This window comes from Mesorhizobium sp. 1M-11 (genome assembly GCF_001303895.1).
Lineage (GTDB): Bacteria > Pseudomonadota > Alphaproteobacteria > Rhizobiales > Rhizobiaceae > Mesorhizobium.
In genome coordinates this window covers 129,583-142,263 of sequence record NZ_LJSD01000050.1, presented here as the reverse complement: position 1 = coordinate 142,263, position 12,681 = coordinate 129,583, and the positions used below count along the sequence as shown (strand labels likewise).

12 protein-coding genes and 1 other RNA gene are annotated in these 12,681 nt (G+C 61.2%); 7 read left to right on the top strand and 6 right to left on the bottom strand.

The genetic code is table 11. The features are described 5' to 3' along the window. Window positions 1-98 precede the first annotated feature (98 nt). The 3 genes from AO692_RS20330 to AO692_RS20320 form a co-directional block, all read right to left on the bottom strand. Window positions 99-1,964 carry an extracellular solute-binding protein gene (locus tag AO692_RS20330; protein WP_054311863.1) on the bottom strand — a complete coding sequence of 622 codons (1,866 nt, stop codon included), beginning with the start codon at window positions 1,962-1,964 and terminating at the stop codon, window positions 99-101. Next, window positions 1,964-3,829, bottom strand: coding sequence for an extracellular solute-binding protein (locus AO692_RS20325; RefSeq protein ID WP_244483431.1), 1,866 nt, complete (start codon window positions 3,827-3,829; stop codon window positions 1,964-1,966). The genes AO692_RS20330 and AO692_RS20325 overlap by 1 nt, the downstream gene beginning before the upstream one ends. Window positions 3,830-4,003: 174 nt before the next feature. After that, complete coding sequence (locus AO692_RS20320) at window positions 4,004-4,639, bottom strand: cytochrome c family protein (RefSeq protein ID WP_054311861.1); 636 nt, start codon at window positions 4,637-4,639, stop codon at window positions 4,004-4,006. 188 nt (window positions 4,640-4,827) lie between these two features. On the opposite strand from AO692_RS20320, the gene AO692_RS20315 reads away from it, so the two are divergent. Both AO692_RS20315 and AO692_RS20310 read left to right on the top strand, forming a co-directional pair. After that, window positions 4,828-5,556 (top strand): 3-deoxy-manno-octulosonate cytidylyltransferase, encoded by a 729-nt coding sequence (locus AO692_RS20315; protein WP_054311860.1) that lies wholly within the window; start codon window positions 4,828-4,830, stop codon window positions 5,554-5,556. Window positions 5,557-5,573: 17 nt separating this feature from the next. Then, entirely contained in the window at window positions 5,574-6,440 is an 867-nt protein-coding gene (locus AO692_RS20310; RefSeq protein ID WP_054311859.1) for a prephenate dehydratase, read from the top strand. Between the two features lie 9 nt (window positions 6,441-6,449). On the opposite strand, the gene AO692_RS20305 is transcribed toward AO692_RS20310, so the two are convergent. The 3 genes from AO692_RS20305 to AO692_RS20295 form a co-directional block, all read right to left on the bottom strand. After that, entirely contained in the window at window positions 6,450-6,851 is a 402-nt protein-coding gene (locus AO692_RS20305) for a RidA family protein (RefSeq protein WP_054311858.1), read from the bottom strand. Window positions 6,852-6,947: 96 nt separating this feature from the next. After that, on the bottom strand, window positions 6,948-7,895 hold the full coding sequence (gene nudC, locus AO692_RS20300) for an NAD(+) diphosphatase (RefSeq protein ID WP_054311857.1): 948 nt from the start codon (window positions 7,893-7,895) through the stop codon (window positions 6,948-6,950). A gap of 35 nt (window positions 7,896-7,930) precedes the next feature. Next, the gene (locus tag AO692_RS20295; RefSeq protein ID WP_054311966.1) at window positions 7,931-8,350 is read right to left on the bottom strand and encodes an HIT family protein; all 420 of its coding nucleotides are present in this window, start codon (window positions 8,348-8,350) and stop codon (window positions 7,931-7,933) included. A 135-nt stretch (window positions 8,351-8,485) separates the two neighbouring features. Here AO692_RS20295 and ffs point away from each other — a divergent pair. From ffs to recR, 5 genes are all read left to right on the top strand, one after another. Then, window positions 8,486-8,582, top strand: an RNA gene (ffs, locus tag AO692_RS32350) — signal recognition particle sRNA small type. 106 nt (window positions 8,583-8,688) lie between these two features. Continuing rightward, entirely contained in the window at window positions 8,689-10,497 is a 1,809-nt protein-coding gene (locus AO692_RS20290; protein WP_054311856.1) for a DNA polymerase III subunit gamma/tau, read from the top strand. A 13-nt stretch (window positions 10,498-10,510) separates the two neighbouring features. Further along, entirely contained in the window at window positions 10,511-10,834 is a 324-nt protein-coding gene (locus AO692_RS20285; protein WP_054311855.1) for a YbaB/EbfC family nucleoid-associated protein, read from the top strand. A 259-nt stretch (window positions 10,835-11,093) separates the two neighbouring features. Further along, window positions 11,094-11,969: a cell wall hydrolase gene (locus AO692_RS20280; protein WP_054311965.1), complete on the top strand. Its 876-nt coding sequence runs from the start codon at window positions 11,094-11,096 to the stop codon at window positions 11,967-11,969. Between the two features lie 84 nt (window positions 11,970-12,053). Then, window positions 12,054-12,659, top strand: a complete 606-nt coding sequence (recR, locus tag AO692_RS20275; protein ID WP_054311854.1) for a recombination mediator RecR — start codon at window positions 12,054-12,056, stop codon at window positions 12,657-12,659. The last annotated feature ends 22 nt before the right edge of the window (window positions 12,660-12,681 follow it).

Here is a 12,681-nt window from a genome sequence, read left to right as displayed (position 1 = left end):
GTACGGATGAGGGGCAGCACTCGATGTTGCCAGGCTCGCGCCGCCCTTCACCTGCCTGCCGGCTTCCCATCCCCGTAAACAGGGAGAGGAAAGCTACGTCACCCTTTGCCAATCTTTGCCGCCTTGTCCTTGTCGAACCACCACAGCGACTCGATCGGGAAGGCATAATCCGGCTTCGGCTCCTTGAAGCCGAACATGTCCCAGAATGCGACCCAGTGATTCGCTTTGTGATAGTTTGGAATCCAGTCGTGCCGCGCGCGCAAGACCCGGTCGAGCGCGCGCATGACGGCAATCAGGCTTTGCCGGTCCTTGGCCGCGCCGACGGCGTCGACCAGCGCGTCGACGCCTGGATCGGCAATGCCGGGATAGTTGCGGGTTCCCGGCATGGCCGCGCTGCGCGAATGGAAGAATTGCTCCATCTCGTCCTGCGTCGGCGACGGCGAAAATAGAGTTGCCGCGATGACGAGGTCGAAATCATAGTCCGACAGCCGGCGCTGATATTGTGGCGTGTCGACGATGCGGGAAGTGGCGTCGATGCCGACGGCGCGCATGTTTTCGATGAAAGGTGAAAACCTCTGCGAGAGCACCTCCTCATCGCTCAGCATCTCCAGCGTCAGCTTTTCACCCTTGTCGTTCTGGACAAAGGATCCGCTGCGTTTCCAGCCGGCCTCCGCAAGCAGCTTCGATGCCTTGCCGAGCATCTTGCGATCGCGGCCCGAGCCATCGGAAACCGGCTGCAGGACGGCTTCGCCAAAGGCCGCCTCGGGGATCTTGCCGCGCAACGGCTCCAGCAATGCGAGTTCTTCGGCGCTCGGCTTGCCTTCCGCGCGATAGTCGGAAAGCTCGAACATGGACTGCGAGCGGTCGTAGAGATCGTAGAAAAAGTTGCGTCGCGCCCATTCGAAATCGAAGCAGAGCCCCACAGCCTCCCGCACCTTGATGTCGTTCAAGGGTGCACGGCGATGATTGAGTGCCATCGCCTGCATGAGCGGCCGCTTCTCGGCTGCGAATTCATGTTTGATGACCTTGCCTTCCCGTATCGACGGAAAATCATAGTCGATCGCCCAACTGCGCGAGACGGATTCTTCCCGATAGAAGGTATCTCCCTTCTTCAGGGCCTCGAAAGCAGCCCGGCGATCAAGGTAGAAATCGATGCGGATGCGGTCGAAATTGTTCTGGCCGCGATTGACGTTGAGATCGCGTGCCCAATAGTCGGCAACGCGCTCGTATTCAATGGTCTGGCCGGGCGCCACACGCCCGACTCTGTAGGCACCTGAACCAAGCAAAGGTCGCATGCCGCCCTTGAAGCCGTTGGCTTCGATATCGGCCTTGGACAGGATCGGGAATCCGACCACCGACAGGATAAGCCGTTCGCTCTGCTTGCCGTCGAAAACGAGCCTCAATGTCTGTTTGTCATCGGCGATCGCATCGGCAAGGCGCGCCAAGGGAATGGAAAAATCCGGGGCGCCTTCGTTTTTCAAAAGCTTGTAGGTGAAGGCGGCATCCTCGGCGGTCAGCGGCGAGCCGTCATGAAACCGCGCCTCCGGCCTCAGCTTGAAGGTGAAGCTGTTGCGGTCGGGCGCGATCGATACCGTTTCCGCGACCAGCCCATACATCGAATCGGGCTCGTCCAGCGCCGACGCCATCAGCGCTTCGAAACACATGTCCATGCGTGGCGGTGAGTCGCCCTTGAGAATGAATGAATTCAGCGTGTTGAAGGTCTGCGGGTTCTGGTTGAACACCCAGCTGAAAGGCGCGAAATTGAAGGTTCCGCCCTTCGGCGCGTCCGGGTTCACATAGTCGAAGTTTTTGAAACCGGCAGGGTATTTCAGGTCACCGAAGGCAGACAGCCCGTGCAGGGGTGTTTCCGTCGGACTGCCGGCAAAGACCTGGCCAGGCAAAAGAGCAACCGCTGCCGTCGCTGCTCCAAGAGCCAGCACATCGCGGCGGGACGGACCTGCCATCAATTGAGGCCCTTGTACTTGGCGGCCAGGGCTTTCTCCTTCTCGACATCGATCCACCAGGAATCGATGTCCGGCCCGATATAGGACGGCTGCTTGTCCGGAATGCCGAACTTGTTCCAGTAGGCCAGCCGCACATCCGGCCGCGTGAATTGCGGCACCGCGTAGAAACTCCACAACAGCACGCGGTCGAGCGCGCGGGTGGCGGCAATGAGATCGTTCCGGTCGGTGGCGAAGATGACGCGGTCGACCAGCGCGTCGACGACAGGATCCTTGATGCCGGCATAGTTGCGGGAACCGGACGAATCGGCCGCCTTGGACGACCAGAAATCGCGCTGTTCGTTGCCTGGCGAATCAGACTGCGGCAGCACTTGCGTGGTCATGTCGTAATCGAAACTGTTGACGCGATTGACGTACTGGCTGCTGTCGACAAAGCGCAGCGTGGCGACGATACCGATCTTGCGCAGCATGGTGACATAGGGATTGAGCGTCGCCTCGGCGCCCTGCCGGAAATCGAGGATTTCGAAGGCAAAGGGCTGGCCGGTCTTGGCGTTGACCATCTTGCCATCCTTGATCACCCATCCGGCCTGCTTGAACAGATCGACTGCCGATTTCAGGATTTTGCGTTCCGCCTGCGGATTGTCGAAGGCGGGAATCTTGAATTCCTCGGTAAAGAGCTCCGGCGGCAGCTTGTCCTTGTATTGGTTGAGGATTTCGAGCTCCTTGCCCTGCGGCAGGCCGCTCGAGGCAAGATCCTTGCCCATGAAATAGCTGGTGATCCGCGTATTCAGGCCGAAGGACTGGGTGCGGTTGATCGTGTCGAAATCGTAAAGGTAAGACAGCGCCTGGCGCACGTGCCGGTCCTGGAACAGCGGCCGGCGGGTGTTGATGATGAAGCCCTGGAAATTGGCAAGCGCCGCCGCAGGGAACTGCTTTTTGATGACGTCGCCGGCTTTCAAGGCCGGGAAGTCGTATTTCGTCATCCAGTTGCGGCCGCTATTTTCGACATTGATGTCTTCCAGGCCGCCCTTGGTGAAGGCGAGCCATGCGGCGCTGTCGTCGAGGAAATAGACGTAGCGTTTGGTGTCGAAGTTCTCGCGGCCAATCTTCACCGGCAGCTTGGCGCCCCAATAGTCGGGCACGCGCTCCCAGATGATTTCAGAACCCGGCTTGAAACTTTTCACCTTGTAGGCAGCCGAGCCCAGCGGGATTTCCAGCGTCGGCTTGGTTATGTCGCGTTTGTTGCCCTTGGCGTCCGTGCCTTCCCACCAATGCTTGGGCAATACGACCATGTCGCCCATGATCTTCGGCAGCTCGCGGTTGCCCTTCTGGTCGAAGCGGAATTCCACCTCCCGGTCGCCAACCGCCACCGCCTCGGTGACGTTCGCGAAATAGCGGTTGTACATCGGGCTGTTGGTTTTCAGCACGTTGAACGACCAGATCACGTCATCGACGGTGATCGGCTTGCCGTCGTGCCATTTCGCCCGCGGGTCGAGGCGATAGGTGGCAGACGAATAGTCAGCCGGATATTTGTAGGCTTCGGCAACCAGCGGGTGGCTGATATTGCCACCTTCGTCGATGGATTGTTCCATCAGCGTTTCGTAAAGCAGGCCGCCCCCGAACGGAGCGAAACCGGCAGCCGGCGAGCCTTGTACGATGTAAGGATTGAAGCTGTCGTAGGAGCCGACAACTGTCGAATTCAGCGTGCCTCCCTTCGGCGCGTCCGGATTGACATAGTCGTAGCGCTGGAAGTTCTCGCCGTATTTCGATTCGCCGAGCAGCGAAGAGGTGGTACGCCATTCATCGGCCATTGCCGCCTGGATACCGATGGCAAGGGCGGCACCTGCCGCCAGGAACTTCAAGGGCATCCCGAGCCGGAAACGCTGCATTCCTGATCCTTCTGCCTGTCGCTGGCCTGTTCGAGCCGGCACCTTAGCTTATTCGCGGCCTGCGAAAACCGGCTGAAGCCGCCTTATTTGGCCGCGCAATAAAAAAGCCGGGTCAAACCCGGCTTTTTCGTGGTCGTCAGAACGATAAGACCGTCAGTTCGCGCCTTCAGCAGGCTTGGCGTCTGCAGGCTTGGCGTCTGCAGGCGCGGCGGCAGGAGTGGCCTCGGGCGCAGCACCAGCCTCCGGCAGAGGCGCCGGGCTGTCGGACAGCGTACGCAGGTAAGCGAGCAGGTTGCCGCGGTCCTCATCCTTGGGCAGGCCGGCGAAACCCATGGCCGTGCCCTTCACGAAGCCCTTCGGCGAAGTCAGGAAGTGGTTCAGGTTCTCGAAGGTCCACTTCGTCTCGCCGCCCTTGGCGAAATCCTTCATGCCGCCCGAATAGGCAAAGCCCTCGTGATGCGCGACCGGACGATTGACGATATCCCACAGATCGGGGCCGATCTTGTTGGGGCCGCCCTTCTCGCCGCTATGGCAGGCCTGGCATTTCTTGAAAACGGTGGCGCCGGCTTCTGCCTTGCCTGCAGCCAGAAGGTCTGCAACCGGCGTTGCGGCCTTGGCTTCCTTGCCGCCACCAGCACCGGCCTCCGGTTCAGCCGCTTCGATCGTGAAGCCGGGCTTCTCGGGCTTGGGCGAGGCGAACAGCGAGTCGGATACGATACCGACCGAAAAAACCACGAACACGGTTCCGAGCAGGCCGGCCAGTACCTTGTTGACTTCGTTGGAATCCATAAACCCCAGCTCCCTTTTCCGGCAGACCGTTCCGTCCTTCCGGCTGTCGGTATCGAGACCCTCCCCGTCGAGGGGGCCAAATCGGGCGGAAACTAGGTCTTTTGCTATTCGGTTGCAACACTTATAAGGGCGCTTCCAGTGAGACCTTTTGCCACTTTCCGCCCTGCCCGTTCAGTTCCGCTTCATCCATGTCCACATTGATCCTGATTCCCGCCCGCATGGCTTCCACCCGGTTGCCCGGCAAGCCACTGGCCGATATCGCCGGCAAGCCGATGATCGTGCATGTGGCCGCCCGCGCCGCGGAAGCCGACCTCGGCCGCGTAGCGGTGGCGACCGACACCGAGGCGGTGGCGGAAGCGGTGCGCGCGCATGGTTTCGATGCGGTGATGACCCGCGCCGACCACCAGTCCGGTTCCGACCGCATTTTCGAGGCGCTCGGGACATTCGATCCGAAAGGCGAGATCGAGACGATCGTCAACGTCCAGGGCGACCTCCCGACCATCGAACCAGCCATCATCCGTGCGGCGCTGAAGCCGTTCGAGGACAGCTCCGTCGACATCGCGACGCTCGGCGTCGAGATCGTGCGCCAGGAAGAAAAGACCAATCCGAACGTGGTCAAGATCGTTGGCTCACCGCTGTCCGAAACGCGGTTGAGGGCGCTCTATTTCACGCGCGCCACCGCCCCTTGGGGCGAAGGCCCACTTTACCATCATGTCGGCCTTTATGCCTATCGCCGCACCGCTCTCGAACGGTTCGTCGCGCTGAAACAATCGGCGCTGGAGCGGCGTGAAAGCCTCGAACAATTGCGTGCGCTGGAAGCCGGCATGCGCATTGACGCCGAGATCGTGCGCTCGGTTCCGCTCGGCGTCGACACGCCCGAGGACCTGGAGCGGGCGCGCGAAATCCTATCTCACTGACGAAGGCTTAGCCAAGAATGTCTCCTGCCCCTACCAACCGCATCTCGTTCCAGGGCGAACCGGGCGCCAATTCCGACACTGCCAGCCGCAACATGTTTCCGACGATGGAACCGTTGCCCTGCCCGACATTCGAGGACGCCTTCAATGCCGTGGAGACCGGCAAGGCCGATCTTGCCATGATCCCGATCGAAAACACGATCGCAGGGCGTGTGGCCGACATCCATCACCTTCTGCCGGAATCCAGGCTGCACATCATCGGCGAATATTTCCTGCCGATCCATTTCCAGCTGATGGTGCTGCCCGGTGTGCAGCGCTCCGAAATCAAGACGGTGCACAGCCATATCCATGCGCTCGGCCAGTGCCGGAAATATATCCGCAAGAATGGCTGGAAGCCGGTGGTGGCGGGCGATACCGCGGGTTCGGCGAAATTCGTGGCTGCCGAGAAGGATCGCACGATGGCCTCCTTGGCGCCACGGCTTGCGGCCTCGCTCTACGGCCTCGATATACTGGAAGAAAATGTCGAGGATACCGATTCCAACGTCACCCGTTTCGTCGTGCTGACGAAATCGAAGCAGTGGGTCGAACGCAGCTTGCCCGACACCAAGATGATGACCACTTTCATCTTCCGTGTCCGCAACGTGCCGGCCGCGCTCTATAAGGCGATGGGCGGTTTCGCCACCAATGGCGTCAACATGACCAAGCTGGAGAGTTATCAGCTCGGCGCCTTCACCGCGACGCTGTTCTACGCCGACATCGAGGGCCATCCGGAGGATCCCAGCGTCAAGAACGCGCTCGAGGAATTGCGCTTCTTCTCCAAGGAAGTACGCATCCTTGGTGTCTATCCGGCCAGCGATTCGCGCGAGCAGTGGAAAGTGGCGGATTAAGCCCCGTCATCAGGGAAGGACCGCTTCCGCCTCGATCTCGATCAGCCATTCCGGCAGCGACAGGCCGGTGACGATGATCCAGGACGAGGGCGGCGGATCGGCCGGGAAATAACGGCGCAAGGCTTCAGCAATCGGCCCCTGGTCATCGCGCGCCGCCTCGGCGATGTAGATGCGCAGCATCACCACATGCGAAAGGTCGCCGCCGGCCTGTTTCAGCAGATAATCGATGTTGTCGAGCGCCTTGATGGCCTGCGGGCCGAGGCCGCCTTCGGCGGTCTTTTCATTTTCATCGACGCCAACCTGGCCCGACAGCAACATCCTGCGTCCGCCTTCGACAACGAGGGCCTGGCTGAAACCATATTGTTGGCTGTCGAAGAGACCGGCGGGATTGAGCGTCTGGCGTCGGGTCAAGGAATGCTCCTGACGGAAGGTTGATGGGCCGCCGCACCATGTTGCGTGGAGCCCGTCATATCGGAGCGACCGGCCGCGATTTCCAGGCCAATGCGCTCAGTCTTCGCTGTCCACCCATGCCTTGATCAGGTGATGCGCGATAGCTCCCGGCGGCGGGGTCATCAGCCCTTCCGGATGACGCCGCTCCAGCATCTGGCGCGTCTCCTCGCGCGAAAACCAGCGGCAGTCCTCAAGCTCGGTGAGATCGGCCTGGATGTCCTCGTTCAGAGCCTCGCCGAAACAGCCTATCATCAGCGAATAGGGAAACGGCCAGGGTTGGCTTGCATGATAGACGACGCGGCCAAGCCGGATTCCGGCCTCCTCCAGGGTCTCACGGCGCACGGCGGCTTCGATCGTTTCGCCGGGCTCGATGAAACCTGCGAGCGAGGAATACATGCCGGGCGCGAAGTGGGGGCCGCGTCCCAGCAGGCATCGTTCGCGCGAGACCGTCAGCATGATTGCGACCGGATCGGTGCGCGGAAAATGATCGGTGCCGCAGGCCGGGCAATGCCGCCGGTAACCGCCGGCGCGCATTTCCGACGGATTTCCGCATTTTGAGCAGAAGCGGTGGCTGGCGTTCCAGGAAAGCAGCGCGGCGCCCTGTGCCAGTGCGCCAAGTGCCGCTTCGTCGATCAGGCCTTGGATGTAGACCGAGCGGTGATCGATGGCCTTGATGGTTTCCGGCAGCGTTTCCGAAGCCATGGCCGCCGGCGCCGCCAGGATCGGTTGGCCGTCGGCGTACCCCAGCAGGATTGCCTCGGAAAGTTTTGTTTCGACGCCCGTGCTTTCAGCCAGATCGAACCACGGATCGAAGGCACCGCCGTCCTTGAGTTTCAGATAGAGCCGCCCGTCTCGCATCGGCAGGATGCGCGCGCGCGGGTCTTTCAGCGCGACTTCAACACAATCGTCGGACCGATTCTCGGACTGGCGATCGATGCGGTTGCCGGCAAAGCCGACGAATTGGCTGGGCTCGCGCAATGGCGCGTCGAACAGGCGAAAGGTCATGGGGACTCGGAAGACTCGGCGGAATTGCCAGCGACTTATAGCGCCGCCTTTATCAGTTCGGCAAACCGGTGGAGATCGGAGCGTTTGTAGGGTTCGCGTGGCCCGTGCCCCCAAACCGGCCCGGGCCAGGCGGGATCGCCTTCGTTGCGGGCAATGACATGGACATGCAGCTGCCGGACAATGTTGCCGAGAGCGGCAGTGTTGATCTTGGCGCAGCCGGTGGCTTCCTTCAGCGCCTGACCGACCATATTGGCCTCGAAGGTCAGCATGGCCTGGTCGAGCGGGGTAAGGTCGTGCAATTCTTCGATGCCGGGCCGCTGCGGCACCAGGATCAACCAGGGCCAGCGGCAATCGTTCATGATGCGCAGTTCGCACAGGCCGAGCCACAGCAATTGTTCGCTGTCTGCCTCCAACCGGGCGTCCAGCGAAAATCCGGCCTTCAGGCCAGGCAGCATCGGCATTCCCCCTGAGATTTGCGGGAAGGCTAAAACGGCGTTGGATTCGTCGCAAGCCCCTCCTTGGTCGGTCTCAATGGCCGATGCAGACTCTCGACCCTTGCATTCTCGTGCCAAATTGCCGATATGGGGGTGGGAGGTTGGTGGTGGACGATCCACTCGCCAACCGGGTCAGGTCCGGAAGGAAGCAGCCCTAACGAGCCCGGAACGGGTCATTGTTCCAGCCTCCCGCCTCTTCGCTCTTCTCCCGCGGTCCTTCTGTCGCGAACAATGACGGCGCGCAGCTCAGCGGGCGAAACCTATGTGCGGAAACAGGCTTCAGGGAGCAGTCAGGGCGGATGAGCGAAGCCGGAAACAATCCCGCACCCGAAAAGGCCTCTGGTGGCTACCGCGTCCTGGCACGCAAATACCGCCCGTCCAACTTCTCCGAATTGATCGGCCAGGAGCCGATGGTCCGCACGCTGACCAACGCCTTTTCCACCGGGCGTGTCGCTCAGGCATGGATGCTGACCGGTGTGCGAGGCGTCGGAAAGACAACCACAGCGCGCATCCTGGCGCGTGCCCTCAACTACAAGACTGCTGAGGTCGATCGCCCTTCCGTCGATCTTTCCGTGCCTGGCGAACACTGTCAGGCGATCATGGAGGGCCGCCATGTCGATGTCATCGAGATGGACGCCGCTTCCCACACGGGTATCGACGACATTCGCGACATCATCGACCGTGTTCGTTACGCGCCCGTATCGGCCCGCTATAAAGTCTATATCATCGACGAGGTGCACATGCTCTCCACGCAGGCCTTCAACGGCCTGCTGAAGACCCTGGAAGAGCCGCCGCCGCATGTGAAATTCATCTTCGCCACCACCGAAATCCGCAAGGTTCCGATCACCGTGCTGTCGCGCTGCCAGCGCTTCGACCTACGTCGTATCGATGCAGCCATGATCAAGGCGGATCTGAAACGCATTGCCGGCCTCGAACAGATCGAGGCCGACGACGATGCCTTGGCCATGGTCGCCCGCGCCGCCGAAGGATCGATGCGTGACGCCCAGTCGATCTTCGATCAGGCCATCGCCCACAGCGCCGGCAATGTCACGGCGGAAGCCGTGCGCGCCATGCTCGGCCTTGCCGACCGCGCCCGCATCGTCGACCTGTTCGAACATCTCATGAAAGGCGACATCGCCTCGGCGCTGCAGGGCCTCAGGGCACTCTACGACGTCGGTGCCGATCCCGCCGCCGTTCTCACCGACCTTGCCGAATTCACCCATCTCGTCACGCGCCTGCGTTTCATACCGGGTGCGGCCGACGATGCGGCGCTGAGCGAAGACGAACGCACGCGCGGCCTCGAGTTCTCGCGCACCCTGTCGGTGCGGGTGCTGTCGCGCAGCTGGCAGATGCTGCTCAAGGGCATTCCGGAGGTGCAGAGCTCCAACCGGCCGGTCAGCGCCGCTGAAATGGTGCTGATCAGGCTCGCTCACGCGGCAGACCTGCCCACCCTCGATGAAGCGCTGAAGTCACTGGAAAGTGGCCAACCAGCACCCGGTGCGGCAGTGCGAGCGAATGGCGCCCCCGGCCCCGTTGGTGGAAACACCGGATCCACGGCAACTGCCTCGGTGCGCATGCCGGTTGCGACTGGCGGGGGGCAGACCATGCGTCTGGTCGAGCAGGCTCCAGCCCCGGCCTTCACGCCGGCACCCGAGCCGGTGCAGGAGCAGCAGTCTGTACCGGTCAAATCGCTGGCCGATATCATTGCCCTTGCCGATCAGAACCGCGACATCGCCTTCAAGGTGCAAATCAAGCGATATGTGCGGCCCGTGCGGTTCGAGCCGGGACGTATCGATGTGGCGCTGACCGAAGATGCGCCGAAGATGCTGCTCAACGACATGACGTCGAAGTTGCGCGCCTGGACCGGCCGCAGCTGGCTGGTGTCGCTGTCGAAGGAAGAAGGCGGCCAGACGCTGGCCGAGGTCGAGACGACGCGGCGCGAGAATGCGTTTTCCGACGCTCGTGCCGATCCAGCGGTGGCCGCCATCCTCGCCCGCTTTCCCGGCGCGAAAATCATCGACGTGCGCATTCCCGATTCACCAGCTGCCGATAATGAAGATGCCGACCTGCCGGTAGAGCCGGCAGGAGACGACGACAACGATATTTGAGAAGGATCAGACCATGAAAGATCTGCTCGGCCTGATGGGCAAGGCGAAGGAAATGCAGGCCAAGTTCCAGTCCATGCAGGAAGAGATCGCCAATCTCGAAGCCACTGGCCAGGCGGGTGGCGGACTGGTCAATGTGACGCTGACCGGCAAGTTCGAGATGAAGGTACTGAAGATCGATCCGTCGCTGTTCAAGGAAGACGAGGTTGAAATCCTCGAAGACCTCATTCTGGCGGCTCACAACGACGCCAAGGTCAAGGTCGAACAGATCATGCAGGAAAAAACCAAGGCTTTGACTGCGGGCCTGCCTTTGCCACCCGGCATGAAGCTGCCGTTTTGATTTAAGGGAATAAGTATTTTGAACAAGAGCAAGAGAAGATCTTGAGAATATCTGGAAAGCGTCTCTTGCTCCTTTTTTGTTACAGAATGAAATATTGCGTTATAGCGTGGGATTAACCACTCGGTAACGACTTCCTTAAATCCACGAATTGTTCACCTTGTTCGGCAAAGTAAGGCTTTAGCCATCTTTTTGCCCGAAAGTGTCTCATTCTTGCCGCATAATCTGGGGACAAGGCGGCTGCAAGAATGAGGGACGTTTGTTGATCGCCACACGTTGGAAAAAGCTGATAGCCCTGGGGACGGTTGTCCTGGGCCCGCTATTCCTGGCTGCCTGCAGCCAGACCACCGGCAGTCACGGCCTGTCCGTCGCCAAGCTTTCCGATTCAGCAGCTCCCAGCTCCAAGGTCCGTGGCTACCGCTACACCAGCCGTGACAAGGAATGCCTGGCGCGCGCGATGTTCTTCGAATCGAATCGTTCGAGCCGTGATGGCATGGTCGCCGTCGGCACCGTGGTCATGAACCGCCTGCGCTCCGGCAAATATGGCGACAGCATTTGCGGCGTCGTCGGTCAACGCGGCCAGTTCGCGCCCGGCGTCATGACCCGCCGCATGAACTCCAAGGCCTTGCCCGATGTCGTCGAGGCCGCCGAGGCGGTGCTCAAGGGCGAGCGTTCGACCAAGGCGAAGAACTCGATGTTCTTCCATACGGCAGGCCTGAAGTTCCCATACAAGAACATGCACTACGTGCTGGTCGCCGGCGGCAATGCCTTCTACGAGAAGCGCGGCCGCAACTGGAAACCGCTGCCGGACGAGAATCCGACCATGATTGCCGCCGCGACGCCGGCTGCTCCCGCTGAGACCGTTGCCGTCGCTTCGGCTGCCACGGTTCCAACGGCGGCCTTTGCTTCCACAAAGCCGGCGGCAGCCAAGGCAGCCGCGCCTGTGATGGTGGCGTCGGCCGAGCCAGCTCCGTTGCCGGTGATCACCGCTTCGGCGGTACCCAGCGAGAGACCCCAGCCCGTTCTGGCCTCGGCCACCACGTCCGAACCTCAGCCGGTAATGTCGTTCCAGTCGACGCCGGAAAACACGGACGCCATCGGCGCCCTTATCGTGTCGGAAAGCCGCCCGCTGCAGTGATTGGCTTTGCGGCCTGATTCGAGGCCGCGAAGCGTAAGCGGTTGCTCAGTTCCAAAACGGCCGAAAAAATCCTAAATCGGTGCGATGTCCAAGCGAATCGCCGGTCCGGAAATCGAACGCCTGATCCAGCTTCTGGCCAAGGTGCCGGGGCTGGGGCCGCGTTCTGCTCGGCGTGCGGCGCTGCATCTTATCAAGAAGAAGGATCAGCTCCTGGCGCCACTGGCCAATGCCATGGGCGAGGCCGTCGAGAAGGTGCGCATCTGCTCGACCTGCGGCAACGTCGACACCGCAGATCCTTGCATGATCTGCACCGATCCTCGTCGCGACGATGCCGTGCTGATCGTTGTCGAAGACGTTTCGGACCTTTGGGCATTGGAACGGGCGGCCGCCATGAATGTCCGCTACCATGTGCTCGGCGGCACGCTGTCGCCGCTCGACGGCATCGGTCCCGATCAGTTGAACATCCGCTCACTCGTCGATCGCGTCGCTGCCGGTGCGGTCAAGGAAATCATTCTCGCGGTCAACGCCACGGTCGAGGGGCAAACGACGGCGCACTATCTCACCGATCAGCTCTCCAGCTTCGACGTGAAGGTGACGAGGCTGGCGCATGGCGTGCCGGTCGGCGGCGAGCTCGACTATCTCGATGAGGGCACGCTGGCCGCCGCGCTGAAGTCGCGCACGACATTTTGAAACGAGGTTTTCGAGGAAGACT